Below are 18,254 nucleotides of genomic sequence, written 5' to 3'. Positions count from 1 at the left end.
TGGGAATACAGCCCACATTAGTTCGCCCAAATTAGTTCGCCAAAGCTAGTTAAGCCCGTTAGGCCAAGGCCGCTCGCGGCGCGTTCGTGCTGCTGGTGGCCTTCTGGTTGAGGGTTTCCAGGGCAGCGGCGGCGGCGGATTTTTCGGCTTCTTTTTTGGAGCGGCCTTGACCGGTTCCTAAAATTCGAGACCCCAACGAAACTTGGCAGGAAAAGAGGGGATTGTGATCCTGTCCGGCAATCTTTTGGGTGTTGTATTTCGGCAAGGAAAGACCGCATTTGTGGGCCCATTCTTGCAGTTGATTTTTCACATCAAGGCTCGATCGCGCCTGGAGTTCTTCGATCGGCACTGCGTCAAACAAGGCTTCCACAAAGGGGCGAACAATCTCCACATCCCCATGTTGATCGAGATAGTAGGCCCCGACCAGAGCTTCAAAAGCGCTGCTGAGTAGGTTGGGATTATGGCGACCTCCCATCTGCTCAACCCCTCGGCTCATGCGCAGTTGCTGACCCAAATTCAGGGCGATCGCAAACTGAGCCAGTTGCTTTTCGTCAACGAGGGCTGATCGCCGCCGGGTCATTTCGTCCTCGCCCAAATCGGGAAAGCGGCGATACAAATAAGCCCCACTAACAAAGGTCAAAATTGCATCACCCAAAAATTCCAGTCGCTCGTTATCCTCACCCAGCCGTGGATTTTCCCGCACGAGCGATCGATGGGTGAGGGCCTGAATCAACAGGCTTTGGCAGTTAAACCGAGGCAGCTCCGGCACCAAGTGGGGCATCAGCGACGTTTGGGCGATCGACTCCTGAACAGCAAGGGATTTGGCAGGTCGCGGCCAGGTAACCACCCTAGGGCGTTCGGAACCAGACGGCTGTTGAGCAAAGGCGGTCATAACGGCGTTGAGTCCTTGGATTGGGAGACTTTGGGCATTGGCAATGGGCCAGTGATCCTAAATAGGCAAGAGGCACAACAACAGGACAACTAAAGTTGGGAGCGCCAGCCACCCAATGCAATCACAACTACGGCGCAGCGTCTGATCTTGAATCTCAGCCGAGTTGCTAGCTATGTGGGCTGCGAACCTCAGGACTTTGGCGACTGTTGGCGTTCTTGCATATCAAACCTTTACCGAAACTGGAGCAGAGCTTAAACCCCTATTGGGTTTGGCAGATTATGAGTAGAGATTGTCTTATATGGTTAATACCGTATCGATCAATCGTAAAAAACTCGGGAAGACAATTCTTCAATTCAAACCCGCTCTAAGGGTAGTTTACCGCGCTCGAATAGTTGCAGGCCAAAGCATTGGGGGCTTTTTAAAGGTTTCATCAAGCCCCTTGATCATGAGTGACAGATATCAAATTGGCACGCGATCGCCCAAAGGACTCTTGCTCCTCCATCTAAGAGGATGTCTGAGAAGTATCTTTTAGTGCGGGCCAGGCATCGACACAAGCATTAGTAGAAGCGTCAATAGAAGCGCCAATTATTTTAGGGGCAAGGAGTTTCAGCCCCTTGTCTATGTCGATTGCTGGGGTATCCAGAGCAGCAACTTTGGCTTTTCAGACATCCTCTAGGAGGACAGATTAGTGCTAGGAATTGGCGCGATGGATCGGTAACACCACAAGGATTTCCGTTCCTCGATTGAGGGTCGATCGACAGATCAGTTGTCCCCGATGATGTTCCACCACAATTTGATAGGTAATGCTTAGCCCCAAGCCCGTTCCCATGCCCACGGGCTTGGTGGTGAAGAACGGATCGAATAATTTGGGTTGAATGGCTTCGGGAATTCCGGGGCCATTATCCGCGATCGTGATGGTGAGGTGCTCAGAGTCGGACAGGGCTGTGGCGATCCGAATTTGACTCGGTTGATTGAGGCATTCTTGGTAGCTTCGTGATCGATCACGCTCATCCAAGGCATCGATCGCATTGGTCAGCAAATGCATCAACGCTTGATTGAGTTGTCCTGCAAAACAGTCGATCGGGGGAACAGGGCCATAATCACGAACAATTTGAATTTCCGGACGTTCATTCTGCTCCCGCAATCGATAGCCCAAAATCGTGAGGGCACTCTCGATCGACTCATGCAAATCAATTGTTTTGAATTCCGCCTCGTCCAGCCGCGAAAACACTCGCAGGGATTTCACAATATCGCGAATCCGACCAGTGCCCACTTCCATCGAAGAAAACACGCGATCTAAATCACCTTGAATGAATTCCAAATCGCTTTCTTGAATCGCCTCTTGCAAATGTTGGGGAGGGTTGGGATAGGCTTCTTGATAAAGCGCCACTAGGGCTTGCAACTCCTGGGCATAGTTCTTGGCATGGTAGAGATTGCTATAAACAAAACCCGCTGGATTATTAATTTCATGGGCAATGCCTGCCACCATTTTGCCTAGGCTAGACATTTTTTCCGAATGGACGAGGCGACTTTGAGCCTGGTGTAGCTCGCTCATATATAAATCGGCCCATTCAACCAATTGATTAAACGCCATGGATAAATCAGCAGTGGTTCTATCCTCTTGGGTAATCGATGCCCTTAATTTTAAGTTGTTCTCTGTGGTAACTTTTTGAACTGTTTCAGTCAGCTCCAACAGGGGTGTTGTGATCGTTTTGCCGGCCATTAACGACAGAAAAATTCCCAACAGCAAACTCACGAACAGACTGCCACCCACAATCAGCGCTTGAATTTGTCGAATTTCCTGTAGTTGGTCAGTGCCAATATTTTCCTGTTCTTCTACTTTTTCCGCAACAGTCAAAAGTTCCTGGTGAATGCTGTTCAGTTCTAAATAGAACGATCGATAGGAATCGCTCACCAGAAAATTCACCAGAGTCTGATGGGCCACCTCATATTCCTGAGTCGTGTATCCCGGCCGAAGGGTCAATGACTGTAACAGGGGAGAAGCAAAGCGCTGATAGTGGCGCATCGACTCATTCAGGCGATTCATTAATTGTTGCCACTGAGCCGCATCGATTCCATCTTCTTTGTCTTTCATAGTGACCGAGAATTCCACCAACTCTCGGCGCAACTCCGCCAATTTATCGAGGTGTTGTCGTTGGCGATCTTGGAATTGTGATGGATATCGCAACAAGTACAAAGACTCGAATGGGTAATTGAGAATGACCATCCAGTCGTCTGCAAAGTGCGCTAATTCCTCTTGGCGAATATCAGCAGCCCGAATTTCCGCCACTGTTTGGACGGCATAGCGGTTGCCCACAAATAGGCCAACACTGGTTCCCAAAATGGCTGTAAAAATTGCTGTTCCAGAAGCCCAACACACTTTCCGTGCAATACTCCAATCGCGCGAAAAATGATTCAAGAGTCGTTGATATTTCCCGATCGTGAGGTCTGCCAAACGCCGTGACCAATTTCCTCGGGCAGCCGATTGGGGACGCGACCAAGGATCCTGTGGAGGGGATGATTGCAGCACGGTACGAGACTTGGCGATCATGGAGAATCAGTCCTGCAAGGAGAGTGAAGCACGACTGGCACAATGGGAAACATGACTCATGAAACTTCACTGAGAAAAGCTGGCTCAATTGATCCTGAAGGCTCAACGGAGTTGGATCAATTTTTCAGGCTAATTTCAGTCTTGATTAAGCTTCATTTTCGAGAAATTGAAAAATTATGGATTAATGGTCACTATGGTTGGGGCGATGATTTGGGCGATCGCTCGGTGGGGCAATTCAGGCGGGGATTTTTTGAGGAAATTGAAATTCAGATCTGAAATCCAAATTCGTCAATTCATGACCACAATCACCATTCAAAGATTGACAATCAAAGATTAGCAACCAAAGATTGTTTGGCTGATGATTTCTGCCGAGAATTTTTGCCCAGATTTAGAGCCAAAGCAATTTTATCAAGTGGGGTTCATCAGCATAGACCGATTCAAATGGATGCCAATCGATTCAAATCAACTCAAGTGATTCAATTTGGGTAAATTAGTGAATCAAGTGAATCAAGTGAATTGGGTGAATGAATTGAAGCGGACTGGGCAGTGACGATTCCGCAAAAACCAAGATTTAGCAATGCGTTTAGGGTTGTTGTATTTGACTTTACTCGCCAAGTGTAAAAATCTAGGGAAGATAGAGGAAAATTTACATCAAACCTAGGAAAGGCGGGCTTTTTGGAGGATTTCGCTAAAAAATCTTGGCACAGAGGTCGATCGGGGGTAAGGCCTGTCGTTATTTCCTGAAATCAGGTGAAAACGGTTGATTTTCGATGCCTCAACCGCCATAGCAAGGGGCTTAAGCCCCTTGTCTTCGCTGATCCACTAAGGTTGGAATCAGGGTTTTGGACGATCTGACAACAGGCCCTGATGCCCTTGGGGGTGGATGGCCAGGGAATGGCGGGCTAGGCACAACCTAGACACAACTCTTAGCAACCTGTGATTAACTGGTAGCTACGTTGACCATTGCTGGCAAACGGGTCTTGATTTGGGTGAATGGAACGATTGGCAACATGAGCAATCCCCTGCGTATTGGACTGTTGTTTGGTGGGCGATCGGGCGAGCATGAGGTGTCGATTCGATCGGCCGCGGCCGCGGCTCGGGCCCTGCAAGCAGACAGCAATCGCGATCGCTATCAGGTGTTGCCGTTCTATTTGCAAAAGGATGGACTTTGGCAAGGGCCAGCGGTGGCCCAAGGGGTTTTGGAGTCGGGGCAACCGTTGCCGAGTGACGATCGCCCCGTCGATCGCGCGGCGCTCTGGCAATTTCCGCCCGAGGCCAGCACGGTGGATGTGTGGTTTCCGACGCTGCACGGGCCTAATGGGGAAGATGGGTCAGTCCAAGGGCTGTTGCAACTGATGCAGGTTCCCTGGGTTGGGTCGGGGGTGCTGGGATCCGCAGCGGGCATGGACAAGATCGCCATGAAAATGCTGTTTGCCCAGGCGGGTTTGCCGCAAGTGGCCTATCGATTGGTGACTCGATCGGAAGTTTGGTCAAATCCTTGCGTGTTTCCGAAGCTTTGCGATCAGCTTGAAGCAGATTTGGGCTATCCCTGCTTTGTGAAACCGGCGAATCTCGGATCCTCCGTGGGCATTGCCAAGGCCCGATCGCGTGCTGAGTTGGAAGCGGCCCTGGACAGTGCAGCCAGTTTCGATCGACGAATCATTGTGGAAGCGGCGGCGGGGGGCAAACCACGGGAGGTGGAGTGCGCCGTGCTGGGCAATGATCAGCCGATCGCCTCGGTGATTGGGGAAATCACCTTCGAGAGCGAGTTTTATGACTACGACACCAAATATTCCGACGGGGCGGCGGATTTGGTGATTCCGGCAGCCTTGCCCGCCCCGGTGGTCGATCGCCTGCAAACCATGGCCAAGGAGGCTTTTTTAGCCCTCGATTGTGCTGGGTTAGCGCGGGTTGATTTTTTCTATGTGGAAGCCACGGGCGAAATCTTTTTGAACGAGATCAACACGCTGCCGGGTTTCACCGCCACCAGCATGTATCCCCAATTGTGGGAAGCGACCGGAATTCCCTTTCCGGAATTAGTACACCGATTGGTAACGCTAGCAATTGAACGTCATACCGTGGCACAAGGGGCGCAGTAAATGACGGCTGGAGCATCGCGATCATCTTCTTTACCGGATGGGGAATCGAATCCTTTTGATGCGGCCCTGAAGCGAGGATCGCCCCAGTTGCCTGCCTTGCCGCCGCGCCCGATGCCGCCGGCCGCGCCCGCTCCGTTGCCGCGCTATGGGCCGCCACCGCCGCTATCGGCTCCGTTGCCGCGATCGCCCCAACCGCTGCCCACACCGGCCCCAAAGCCTGAACCAGCACCCAGAGCAGAGGCGCTGCCCCAGCCCGGCGATCCTGATCGCAGCGGCTCGATCATTGGTGCAAAGCGCCCTCGATCGATCTCCATAGGTCGCATTGGACTAGACCGCGCTGGACTGGATCGCACTGGACTAGACCCCACTGATCAACCTAGTCAATCTAGATCCGCCGACCAGGATTCAGCCCAGCCCAATCCTACCTTCGGAAATCGCGGGCGATCGCGCCATCGTCGGCCCGGACGATCGAGTGACGGAACCGGGGCCACCTCAACGGCCCTCGCCCCGATCGGTCGATCGCGTCGTCGTCGGCCGTCACCGGCCTGGCTGGCCCAAATGCCAACGGTGGTGACCGCTTTGGAACGCCTGTTGCGGGGGCGGGTTTTGATTGGGCTATTTGTGTTTTGGGCTTTGTTTTGGCTGGTGGGCGGCGTGGCGATCGTCCGCTTGCTGAAGATGGATCGCCCAGCGGAAGTGATTCCGTTGCAAGTGGGGCAAAACCCAGAGGTTTCAGGGGCGATCGGGAACACCGCCAGCCCCAGCCCCGCGCCGTCTCTCCTGCCCACCGATAGTGAGCGCCGTTTTCAGCAAAATTCCACCACCGCCAACGCTCCGGCCAATGGCTTCGGAGAATTGCAGCCCATGGTGCGACCGCAGCGATCGGGCCCACCGTTGGGACTATTCGCCGGGGTGGTGGTGCTCTGTAGCCTGGGTGCTTGGGTGCGCTTGCAACAAATGGGTCGCCGGCCCTAGGGCGCTCATGCAAATTAAGCGCTAGAGAGCGAGTCGGGCGATCGACCGGCAAAGTCTAAACTCCCCCATCCATCAGCTTGATGGCCTTTGGGGTTGAATTTTGTGGTTGAATTTCGGTCTACACAGAATTTCGGTCTACACAGAATTTCGGTCTAGACCAAGAATCAGGCAATGTCCAGGGTTGCGAACCAAACCGTTGCGATCGGGCAACAGGAGAACTGAATTTGGCCTTGCGCATTCAACAGCTACAGCAATGGAAACAACAGGGTCGCCCGATCGCGGCTCTCACGGCCTGGGATTGGCTGTGGGCCCGTCTGCTCGATCGCGCGGGGGTTGATCTGCTGCTGGTAGGCGACTCCCTGGCCATGGTGGCTCTGGGCTACAAAACCACCCTGCCCCTGACCCTCGACCAAATGATTCACCACGCGGCCGCCGTTGCCCGTGGGGTGGAGAGCGCTTTGGTGGTGGTGGATTTACCCTTCTTGACCTACCAAGCCAGTGAGGCAGAAGCCATCGCCTCCGCCGGTCGGATTCTGAAGGAAACCGGGGCACAGGCCGTGAAGCTCGAAGGGGGCTATCCCGAAATGGCCGCCACCGTGGCTCGGTTGGTGCGATCGGGCATTCCCGTCATGGGCCACGTGGGCCTCACCCCCCAATCGGTGAATCAACTGGGTTATCGACAACAGGGCCGCAGCCCCGCTGAGGGCGATCGGATCCTGGCCGAAGCCCTCGCCCTAGAAGCGGCCGGTGCGTTTGCCATTGTTTTGGAGCATGTGCCCGCCACCCTGGCCGAGCGCATTACCCGAGAACTCACCATTCCCACCATTGGCATCGGGGCGGGCAATGCCTGCGATGGCCAAGTGCTGGTGACCGCCGACCTGTTGGGTTTGAGCGACCAAACCCCGCCTTTTGCCAAAACCTACGCGGATTTGGGAGCAGCGGTGATTGCGGCGGCGGAAACCTACTGCCAAGAGGTGCGATCGGGACAATTTCCACCGGCTCCCCTACCAGCCGCTGCCCAGACTCACCAGTCGATCGGCTCCTGATTCGCGTCTCCTCCTTGGCTGCTGATTGGGGCCCACATCACCCCATCAGGCCCAGTGCCCAGCGTTTTGGCTACCAGCCCCTCAAGAAGGCGCATTGGGCTGCCAGAGTGGAATCGTAATTTCAAACGTGCTGCCTGCCCCAGGGGTCGAATCGCAAATCAGCGTCCCCCCGTGTTTTTCGGTCACAATTTGGTAGCTAATGGACAATCCCAGCCCCGTGCCCTTGCCCACGGGCTTGGTGGTATAGAACGGGTCAAACAGCCGCTGCTGCACCTCCTGCGGAATTCCCAGACCATTATCTTGAATCCGAATAATCGCTTGCTCTCCCCGGCGTTCCGTCATAATCCGAATTCGGCTCGGGTTCGCTTGCATTTCCGCCATCGATCGCTGCTGATCTCGTTCCTCCAAGGTGTCAATCGCGTTGACCAAAATATTCATAAACACCTGATTGAGCTGCCCCGCGTAGCACTCAATTTCTGGCAATGTTCCATACTCTCGAGTTACCTCAATACCCAACCGATTATTCTTCGGTTTCATCCGCCCATTCAAAATCGTCAGGGTGCTATCCAATCCCTCATGGATATTCACCACCTTCATTTCCGCCTCATCCATGCGTGAGAAAATCCGCAGCGATTGCACAATTTCCTTAATTCGCTCTGCCCCCAATTTCATCGAATCAAGCATTTTGGGCAGATCAATCATCAAAAAGTCCAGATCAATTTCCTCAATGAGGTCAGCGATCGGCTGTTCTAAATCAGGATAAAAGTCGCGATATAACGCCACTAATCGCAATAGATCTCTGCTGTAATCTTCCGTATGAGCTAAGTTGCCATAAATAAAGTTCACGGGATTATTAATCTCATGGGCTACCCCGGCCACCAACTGCCCCAAACTCGACATTTTTTCCTGTTGCACCAATTTGGTTTGGGTCAGGCGCAATTCTCGCAATGCTTGCTCCAGGGCGATCGCCTTGGCCCGGGCTTCAGCGGCGGCCATTTCAGTTCGCTCAAACAAATCCGCCTGATTTTTAGCGATCGCCACCTGATTCACCACCGCCTGCACCAACGCCACCTCATCCGGCTGCCATCGATGCTCATGGGACATCTGCAAGCAAGAAATTACTGCCATTCGGGAGCCATGAATTCGCACCGGCACCATGAGGAGCGATCGAACCTTCATCCGCGACAGGGTTAGCCGCTCTCGCAAAGGCAGTTGCTTCACATCGTCAATTTGCACCACCTCCATACGGGTTAGCCCTGCCAGCAACGAGCCAAACTGGGACTCATGGTAAGTACCAATCACCGAGGGAATGGCCGGATCTCTCGCTTCCGCCACGATGCTCCAAGCCCCCTCTGCCAACACTTCAGTTGCTGAATCAGTTGCTGAATTGGTCACCAATATTGTTTCTGTGGCCGGCTGGTCAGCTTGCTGGTCAATTGGCTGGTCAGTTTGTTGATTAATTGGCTCACCGAGTTGCTGATCCTCCAGTGGCTGAGCTAACTGATTGAGCTGATTGAATTGATCAATTGGTTGATGCACTTGATCATGAACCGGTTGGTCATACAGGGCAAAGGTCGTTAGATCAACCCCCAAGGCCAGGCGAATTTCCTCCAAGGCAAACCCAATCACCTGTTCCTTGGAGCCATGAATGCTTTTGCGAATTTCCGTTGACAGGGTGTTAATCAGCCGCTCCCGTTCCACCTGTCGTTGCAAACAGTGCTGGGAATCTCGCAGGGCCTGTTCCACCTGCTTCAGGGCTGCAATGTTGCGGGCCACGTTGGACAAATATTCCACCTGTCCATTGCGCCCGTAATGCACCAGAGCCACTTGGGACACGGGAATCGGATTCCCGGCTCGATCGCAAAATAAGCCTTCCCCTTGCCACACGCCTTCCTGCAACAACTGGGGAAACTGCTCTTGAATTAGGTTTCGCTCTGAAGGGTGGAGCAACTGGGCAATGTTCAAGCGCAAAATTTCCCCGGCGCTGTAGCCCAACATGGCGCAACCAGCGGGGTTGACATAGGTTAAGTTGCCGTGAATGTCGGTGGTTCCCACAAAGTCCGTGGTCGCCTCCAAAATGGCTAACAGGCGCTGTTGTTCCCGTTCAATTTGCTTGCGCTCCGTGGTGTCGATCGCCACCAACAGCAATCCGGTAATTGCGCCCGTGTGATCTCGCAGGGGCGTTTTGACCACATCAAAATCACGCAATTCGCCGGCCGAATTGGGAAACTGCTCTTCAACCTGAATCGTTTTCCCGAGGGAAAGGCAGCGTTGATCGGACAGCAGACAAACGCGGCAGGACTCTTCTCCCAGTACGTCTTGATAGTGATTGGCCGCCAGCAGGGTGGATTCTTCGACACCAAAGGTTTGACAGAGGGGCCGATTGGCCAATTGCACTCGCCCTTTAGCATCCGTGAGCCAAATCAGCAGGGGAGCCGTGTCCAGCACGGTGCGCAGGGTGCGCTCCTGTTCCATCAGACGAATTTCGGCCTGTTTGCGTTCGGTGATGTCCGTGTCCACCCCCACCCACTCGCGAATGGTTCCATCGGCTTCCAGGACGGGCACACCCCGCACCACCATGTGGCGATATTCACCATCGGCGCGGCGCAACCGATGCTCAATTTTGTAGGGCTGGCGCTGTTGTCGGGCCGTTTGCCAAGCTTCTTGGGTGTAACCGCGATCGTCGGGGTGAACGGCCATCAACCAACCTTGGCCGCAGTAGTCCGCAAAGGATTGGCCGGTGAAGTGGGCCCAGTGGGGCATGGGTTCGGTCACTTCTCCATCGGCGTTGGTGCGCCAGAGGGTTTGGCCCATGGCTTCCACCAGGCAGCGATAGCGTTCTTCGCTTTGGCGCAGGCGATCTTCGGCCAGGATGCGGGCGGTGATGTCGGTGGCAATGGACAGACAGCCAATCATGTCCCCCTGTTCGTTGCGAAGGGGGGCGTTTTGCCACTCGCAAAGGATGATGCGGCCGTCGCGGGTGCGGTTGTAGTTGCGGAACCGGCTGCCGCCACGACCGGTCATCAGATCGGCAATCAGGGCATAGACTTTGGGCTGTTCGTTTTCGGGCAGGATTCGATCGAACGGTTGATTGATCATGTCTTCGGCGGTGTAGCCGAAGAGTTCGGTGGCGGCACGGTTCCAGGTGATGATGCGCCCATCGGAGAGCCATTCAATGATGGCAACGGGGATGCGTTGCACCAGGGATGACCAGCGCTTTTTTGAGGACTGAAGGGCTTGTTCGGTGGCTTTGCGATCGGTTACGTCAAAAATCACCCCATCCAGCCACATCAGTTGTCGGTTGTGGTTAAAGCTGGGTTGTCCCTGTTCCACCACCCAACGCAGTTCGCCGCTGACGTGGCCAAGCCGATACTCGACGCGGTAGGGTTGCTGCTGGGCGATCGCGGCTTGAATTTCCGTCCACACCCGATCGCGGTCTTCGGGGTGGGTGAGGTCTTGCAGGGTGCGATTGCGATATTGAACGAAGGTTTCGGATCGGTAACCGGTGAGATGTTCGATCGCCTCGCTGGCAAACAGCAATGTCCGTTCCCGATCGCCCAAACAACGATAGATCACGCCGGGAACATTGGCCACCATGGTGCGGAAGCGCTCGTTGTTGTCTCGCAAGGCGGTGTCGGCCTGTTCTTGGGCCAAGCGCAGCACGCGCCGCTCGGTGATGTCTTGGGCAACGGCGTAGATCAGATCCTGGGCCCGATCCCAAAAGAAATTCCAGCGAAACCAACGATAGGTTCCGTCTTTGCGTCGGTAGCGATTTTCCAGGACGCGGGTGGGGGTTCCTTGGGGTGAAAAGTGAGTTTCCGCCTGGGTGCGGGTGCGATCGTCCGGGTGAACGTAATCGGTGAAAGGCCGCCCGATCGCCTCTTCCCGCCAGCCCAAAACCTGATCCCAGGTTTCGTTGAGAAATTGAAATTCCCCTTGACTGTTGATCGTGCAAAGGCAACTGCCCGATTGGATAAAAAGCTGTTTCCAGGCTTGCTCCATCACCACCCGATCGCTCACCACCCGCAGGGAAATGCAAACCAGGTTGTGCCCGGCATCGTTCGGCCCAAGGCCGCCATTGCCCCAGGGAGCCACCTCCCATTCCAACCAAAGGCCCGGATGGGGTGACCGTTGCAGCCAATGGGGTTGCTCTGAGCGCATGGTTTGCCCCTGACTGGCTCGGGCAATGGCCGGTTGCCAAAGGGTGGCCAGTTCTGGACAAAGGGTCATGACCGATTGGCCGGGGGTGGCTTCCGGCAGCGATAGCGCCGTTAACCAGGCCGGGCTGGCAGCCCAATAGCTCCCTTGGCCATCCACCAGGGCGATCGGCAGGGGCAACCCGGCCACAAGCTGTTGTAAAGCTGCCTCAGGGGTTACGGGAGGTTCCAACGGTTGCGAAGTCGCCGTCACGCAACCCCCATCGCCACCGGCGGGTTGCGGATCGCTAGATTGCGGAGCGTCGGGGTTGGTCATGGGTGGAAATCTCGGAAGGCAGGCGAAACAGGCGAACAAAAGCAGGCAAGCAGAGGGCAGCATGAGCGGCCAACGTCAACCTCTGTCGCGCAAGCCCCAGCAGCGATCGCTAGGATTGGGTCTAGCATAGAAAAGCTCGCAGGGATTGCCAGTGATCCGCAACCTTGCTGCTTTGGTTCCTGCTGCCCTAGTCCCTGCACCGCCAGCCGTCATGAAAAGTTTTTTACAACAAACAATCGCGAGCATTCTGGGAACGCTGGTTGGCCTCACGATCTTCGCAGGTGGCAGCCTCCTGGGACTCATTGGTTTGATTACTTTTTTGGCGGCCCTGTCCAGCTCCTCGGAGCCAGTGGCCCTCAAGGGGCGATCGATGTTGGCGTTGGATCTGTCGCTGGCGATTCGGGATGAGCCGGGCCAGGCAGAGGACTCGATCGATCGCTGGCTCAGCGATCGCCCTCGAACCATTCCCCTCAGGGTGTTGCTAGACACCTTGGCCCAGGCGGCCAAAGACCGCCAAATCACCGGTCTTTATCTTTACGACAGTGCCGGAACGGGCCCGATCGCGGGCTATGCCACCCTCCGGGAAGTGCGGGAAGCCATTCTGGAGTTTCGGAAAAAGAAGCCTGTCATTGCCTATGGCACGGATTGGGACGAGCGTACCTATTACCTAACATCCGCCGCCAATGAAACGCGGTTGCATCCGGCGGGAGGGCTGGAGTTCAACGGGTTGGCCGCCGAAAGCACCTTTTGGAGCGGGGCCCTTGAAAAATATGGCATTGGGGTACAGTTTGTGCGGGCCGGCAAGTTCAAGTCGGCGGTGGAACCCTTTGCCCGTCGGGATTTCAGCCCTGAAAATCGGGCCCAAACGGCAGCCCTACTTCAGGATTTGTGGCAAACGGTGCTGACGGCGACGGGCCAAAGTCGCAAACAGTCGATCGCCCAGTTGCAAGCGATCGCCGATCAGGGAGGGTTGTTGCGCTCCGATCAGGCGGTGAAGCTGGGTTTGGTCGATCGCCTGGCCTATGACGACCAGGTGATTGAACGGGTGCTGAAGCTGGCCGATCGGGAAGACAACAAGCCCACCTTCCAACGGGTTGCGGTGGCTGACTATGCACGCCAAGTGGGAACCGTGGAAGCAGCCCAAAGCAAATTGGGCGATCGGCGCAAAAACGCAACGGGCCAAGAAATTGCCTTGCTCTATGCCACGGGCACGATGGTGACCCAAACCACAGACGGCGAGCGGGATGCGATGAATGGCACCGCGATCGCCACGGAACTGCGGAAGTTGCGCAAAAACGAGGATGTTAAGGCGATCGTTTTGCGAATTGACAGTCCCGGTGGCAGCGCCACCGCCGCTGACATCATTGCTCGGGAGGTGTCCTTGGCGGCTAAAGACAAGCCGGTGATTGTCTCCATGGGCGATGTGGCCGCCTCTGGAGGCTATTGGATTGCTGCGCCGGCCACGGAAATTTGGGCGGAACCCACCACCATTGCCGGGTCGATCGGGGTTTTTGGCCTGTTGCCCAATATCCAAAAACTGGGCGAGAACAATGGGGTGAATTGGGATGCGGTCACCACGGCTCCCTTTGCCAACATTGGCTCCGTGACCCGCAGCAAAACGCCCGCTGAGCTGGCCCTGCTGCAATCGTCGGTGGACTGGACTTACGATCGATTTTTGGATCATGTGGCCCAGTCGCGATCGATCGATCGGGCCAAGGTGGAAGAGTTGGCCCAGGGGCGAATTTGGTCGGGCAAAGCCGCAGCAGATTTGGGCTTAGTCGATCAGTTGGGGGGGTTAGATCAGGCGATCGCCGCCGCCGCCAAGGCCGCCAAACTGGGGAAAGACTGGGTGTTGGCGGAATATCCGCGCCGGGAACCCTTTGGCCTCAGTTGGCTAGAGGACAAGAGCCAAGCCCTCTGGAGTCGGTTGGGCTGGAGTCAGTCCCCCTTAATTGCGCGATCGCTGGCTCAGTTACCGTCGCAGTTGTGGCTCTTGAATGACGATCCCCGATCAACCTATGTTTGGTGGCCCGATCGGCTGGAAATTCGCTAGGCCGGCCAATGTTGAAGAGTCACCGTTGAGCGGGCAGATCACCAGAAAAATAACTAGCTGGGAAAATAACTAACCGGGAAAATCATCGGGAAGCAGCCCCAGCAACCTTGCCACCCAACGGCTCAACTTCAACATTTTGTTGCTAACTGCAACCGAGACAGGCATCTGCACAGGCCGCCCGCGATCGAGATGGAATAATGGAGCCGGGCTAGGCAGCCCGACCCAAGCGGGAGGCCGCCACAAGCGAACACCAAAAAGGGCGAGCGAGAAGCATGAAGGGGCGCGCGTTTTTTTCAATTTTGGCGGCGATCGCAATTTCGCTGGTGGCGGCCGGGGCCGCCGGAGCTGTTTGGATTGCCACCCACAGCCCCCTGGGCTTGTTGGACGGTGTGGCTAATGCTCAGCCCGAAGCCGCTGTGATGATCCCCAAACAGGCTCCGGCCATGGTTTCGTTGTTGGTGAATCCCGATCGCGTGGAGGCCTTGCGCCAAGCGATCGCGCCCTTGGGTCGGCGCAGGGCGGCCCGCCACGAATGGCAACAGGCCCGCGATGCCTGGCTCACCCGTAGCGGCCTAACCTACGATCGCGATGTGCAGCCCTGGCTGGGGGATGAAGTGACCCTGGCGGTGACCACCGTGGACATCGATCGCGATCCCAACAATGGCCGGGAGCCGGGCTATTTGCTGGCGGCGGCCGCCAACGATCCCGATCGGGCCCGGGAATTCTTGCAACTGTTCTGGCAAAAACAAGCCCTGAACGGCATTAACCTGATTTTTGAGCAATACAAGGGCGTAAAAATCGTTCATGGGGAAGCGTTGGATCTGATTCCACGCGGTTGGGCCAAACGCTTGGCCCAGGGCGGCCGAGTTTCGACCCAAACGGACTTGGCCACGGCCCTGGTGGCCGATCGCTTCGTGCTGGCTGCCAACGATCCCAAAGTCCTGCGGGATGCCATCAACAACATCCAAGCGGCTGACTTGAGCCTGTTGCGAGAACCGGACTATCAACGGGAATTGGCAGCGCTCCCGCCCGATCGACTGGCGATCGCCTACGTGAACCCCACGGCCTTGGGTGCACTCCTAGAACCCGCCACCGCCACCCGCCGCCGATCGAAAGCACTGTTACCCGCCGAGTGGTTGGCCGCACTGCCGGCCCACAGCGCCACCCTGTCCCTGAAGGCCGAGCGATCGGGCTTGGTCACTGAGGCCGCTTGGGTGGCGGCCGATGGCCTGACCCTGGTGGCGGCCGAATCTCCCCTCACGGAACCCGCCACCGCCACCCGCTATTTACCCAGCACCGCCACCATTGCCCTCAGCGGCACAAACCTGCAACAACTCACCCAACAGTGGCAGCAAATTTTGGGCGACGGCCCCATCGCCCAGGCGATCGGCCCGCTGCTGAGTCAGGTGGCAACCCATTCGGGGCTAAATTTGCAAAACGACCTTTTGGCCTGGAACACCGAAGATTTTGCCCTGGGCTTAATTCCTGTGGAAGTGGGCGATCGGGCAGCGGAACGAGCCTTGGGTGAATTTCCCGGCGATTGGGTCTTTGTGGCCCGCCGCACTCCCGAAACCGCCGCCGCACTCGATCGAATTGATGCCCTGGCCAAACAACAGGGCCTGACTCTCGGAACCCTGAACTTGGACAGCGACCAACTAGCCACCGTTTGGACGCAACTGATCGCACCGTCCAGCGCCGGCCTAATGGGTTGGCGCAATGCGGGTCAAGTCAGCACCCAAGTGCAAGGGGCCCGGGCCACGGTGGGAGACTACGAAATTTTAGCCACCTCCGTTCCCGCCTTGGCCGCAGCAGTGCAAGCGGGGCGCGATGAAACAGCCTCCCTCCTGGGCGATCACCTCTGGCAATCCGTTGTCACCACCCTGCCTGTCCCCAACGATGGCAACGTTACCCTGAGCTGGCCCGCTGCCCGCCCAGTGGTGCGCCGCTTGATCCCCCTGTTCCGGTTGGTGGAAGTGCCCCTGCGGCCCCTGTTCGATCGCCTCGATCGCCTGAGTTTCACCAGCGAAGGCGGCCCTGAAAATCTTCGCCGCTTCTCCCTGTTTGCCCACTGGACGAGCTGGTAACCCGATCGGGCGATCGGGTCGCGGCCCCATCCCGCCTTGGTCTTGTCTCGAAACTCAGTTTCCGAGCAACGGCCAATCAGCCAACCAGCAAAAATCAACCAGCAAAAATCAGCCCAAAAAATCCAACAAATCATAGAGGGGCGATCGAACTAATCGATCGCCCCTCTATTACTCATTGACTGAATGATTCATGGACTCAAGGGGCCAACGCCCCAATGGGCAGCAGCGCTCACCAACCCGCAGACATTGCCCTAGGACAACGCTTCCAGATAATCCCGTACCTGGTTGCGATGGCGCGGTTGGCGCAGTTTTTGCAAGGCCTTCGCCTCAATTTGCCGCACCCGTTCCCGTGACAAGTCCAGCGCCCGCCCAATTTCCGCCAAGGAATAGGGGCTGCTGTGACCCAAGCCAAACCGCATTTGAATCACGTCCCGCTCGCGGCTGGTTAGTTGTGCCAGCAGTTGTTGCAAATCCCGTTGCAACGACTCCCGCATCAGGTTCTCTTCCGGCGAAGCGCTATCCGCCTCCAGCAGATCCCCCAACTCGGTGTCCTTGTCCTTGCCCACCTTCGTTTCCAGCGAAACGGCCCGGGGCACGCGCATCAACACCTCGCGCACCTGGGCGGGGGTCATATCCAACTCAGCCGCCACATCATCAAGGGTGGCCGTGCGGCCCTTGGCTTGGGAAATTTTCCGTTGGGCCTTCTTGATTTTGTTCAGCTTCTCGGTGATATGCACCGGTAACCGAATGGTGCGGCTTTGGGTGGCGATCGCCCGAGTAATGCCTTGGCGAATCCACCAATAGGCATAGGTGCTGAAGCGATAACCCTTGGTGGGATCAAACTTCTCAACGGCCCGCTCCAGGCCCAGGGTTCCTTCTTGAATCAAATCCAGCAGTTCCAAACCCCGGTTTTGATACTTCTTGGCCACGGACACCACCAAGCGCAGGTTGGCCTTGATCATCCGCTCCTTGGCCCGCGTGCCTTGGGTTTGGATGTCTTCCAACTCCGCCAGGGTCAGTTGGGCGACGGCGGCCCAGCGGTTTTTGCCCTTGTTTAAATCGGTCTTCAGTTCCGGCACGGTCACACCGGCTTCGCGGGCCCAACGCTCGATCGAGGGGCGATGGCCCAGGGTGGCGCAAAGGCGATCGCGCACAGCCACCAAGTTCACCAACCGTTCCAGTTGCGGTTCCTCGGGGCAGGCGGCCGTTTCCCGCAGCCGCAACAGTTGCATATATCGCTGCACCTTTTGGGCTTCGGTCACTTCCTCGTCCCGGCCCAACAAACGCACACGCCCAATCTCTTGGAGATATAGGCGCACGAGATCGGTGGTTCTGCGGCGATCGCGCCGGCCATCCTGGGCCAAGGCCGCCTTTACGTCCTCATCCTCTTCCTCAAGGCGATCGGCCCCGAGGTCATCTGTGCCCAAATCCTCAGCACTCAAATCATCTACGCCCAAATCTTCAACCTCAAATCCTGAGCCACTCAGCTCATTTTCCAGAGTCGTTTCATCAAAATCCTGGTCTCCGGAATCAAGGGATTCTTCGGAGTGGTCTTCTTGCTCATCCAGCAGGCCACTGGACAACTCAGGCGACAAATCGATTGGCGATTTACTAAAGAATTGATCTGAATCGAAAAAGTTGATAGGCATAGCAGTCATAGTCTCTACCGCTCCGAAGATGCGCATGAATCAAGCGAGTCCAACACCCTCAATGCGCCAGTTGCTGCATAGCTATCGATCTATCGCCGCATGGGTTCGTTTTTAAGCCTGGATCGCCAGTGCGCGCGGCCGGAATAGGGATCGATGGGAAGCTGCCCTGATGCTAACTATCGTAGTGAGGCTCCTCTGAATGCTCAGTGACCGAAGCGGCGTTCTCGAACAATCTTCGTCACGGAGCGCTAGTTAGCCGGATCGCCATTACGGTCGATAATCGATCGCCATCCTGTGTGATCTCGATCGCTGGTAGGAACCTCCGTCCACAAATTCACCCCTAAGATGTAGTTATCGTGAATTGTTCCCGGGATGACTGTCTCCCAAGAATGTCTTAAGACTTCTTTGGATTTTGTCTGAACTTTTACAAAA

Annotated in this window: 9 protein-coding genes; 5 read left to right on the top strand and 4 right to left on the bottom strand. The window is 56.0% G+C overall.

From position 1 onward, the window contains the following. Positions 1-58 precede the first annotated feature (58 nt). A complete protein-coding gene (gene rnc, locus H6G53_RS05395; RefSeq protein WP_234407052.1) occupies positions 59-892 on the bottom strand; it encodes a ribonuclease III in 834 nt (277 codons plus the stop codon). Positions 893-1,583: 691 nt separating this feature from the next. Further along, positions 1,584-3,443 carry a sensor histidine kinase gene (locus tag H6G53_RS05390; protein ID WP_190531357.1) on the bottom strand — a complete coding sequence of 620 codons (1,860 nt, stop codon included), beginning with the start codon at positions 3,441-3,443 and terminating at the stop codon, positions 1,584-1,586. Between the two features lie 1,010 nt (positions 3,444-4,453). Here H6G53_RS05390 and H6G53_RS05385 point away from each other — a divergent pair. The 3 genes from H6G53_RS05385 to panB all read left to right on the top strand — a co-directional run bounded on the left by H6G53_RS05385 (position 4,454) and on the right by panB (position 7,563). Beyond that, complete coding sequence (locus H6G53_RS05385) at positions 4,454-5,542, top strand: D-alanine--D-alanine ligase family protein (protein WP_190526189.1); 1,089 nt, start codon at positions 4,454-4,456, stop codon at positions 5,540-5,542. After that, positions 5,543-6,517, top strand: a complete 975-nt coding sequence (locus H6G53_RS05380; protein WP_190531355.1) for a hypothetical protein — start codon at positions 5,543-5,545, stop codon at positions 6,515-6,517. 224 nt (positions 6,518-6,741) lie between these two features. After that, complete coding sequence (panB, locus tag H6G53_RS05375) at positions 6,742-7,563, top strand: 3-methyl-2-oxobutanoate hydroxymethyltransferase (RefSeq protein ID WP_190531353.1); 822 nt, start codon at positions 6,742-6,744, stop codon at positions 7,561-7,563. An 81-nt stretch (positions 7,564-7,644) separates the two neighbouring features. Here panB and H6G53_RS05370 read toward each other — a convergent pair whose 3' ends face one another. Beyond that, the gene (locus tag H6G53_RS05370; protein WP_190531351.1) at positions 7,645-12,036 is read right to left on the bottom strand and encodes a PAS domain S-box protein; all 4,392 of its coding nucleotides are present in this window, start codon (positions 12,034-12,036) and stop codon (positions 7,645-7,647) included. Between the two features lie 211 nt (positions 12,037-12,247). Between H6G53_RS05370 and sppA the strand changes: the two genes are divergently transcribed. Together sppA and H6G53_RS05360 are read left to right on the top strand one after the other, a co-directional pair. Next, the gene (sppA, locus tag H6G53_RS05365; RefSeq protein WP_190356251.1) at positions 12,248-14,089 is read left to right on the top strand and encodes a signal peptide peptidase SppA; all 1,842 of its coding nucleotides are present in this window, start codon (positions 12,248-12,250) and stop codon (positions 14,087-14,089) included. Positions 14,090-14,361: 272 nt separating this feature from the next. Then, positions 14,362-16,173, top strand: a complete 1,812-nt coding sequence (locus H6G53_RS05360; RefSeq protein WP_190531350.1) for a DUF3352 domain-containing protein — start codon at positions 14,362-14,364, stop codon at positions 16,171-16,173. 251 nt (positions 16,174-16,424) lie between these two features. Here H6G53_RS05360 and sigC read toward each other — a convergent pair whose 3' ends face one another. After that, positions 16,425-17,822 carry an RNA polymerase sigma factor SigC gene (gene sigC / locus H6G53_RS05355; RefSeq protein ID WP_199291669.1) on the bottom strand — a complete coding sequence of 466 codons (1,398 nt, stop codon included), beginning with the start codon at positions 17,820-17,822 and terminating at the stop codon, positions 16,425-16,427. Positions 17,823-18,254 lie beyond the last annotated feature (432 nt).

Origin of the sequence: Limnothrix sp. FACHB-406 (assembly GCF_014698235.1) — a bacterium.
GTDB lineage: Bacteria > Cyanobacteriota > Cyanobacteriia > CACIAM-69d > CACIAM-69d > CACIAM-69d.
The sequence above is the reverse complement of the archived record's forward strand: the minus strand, read 5'-3'. Positions and strand labels throughout refer to the sequence as shown.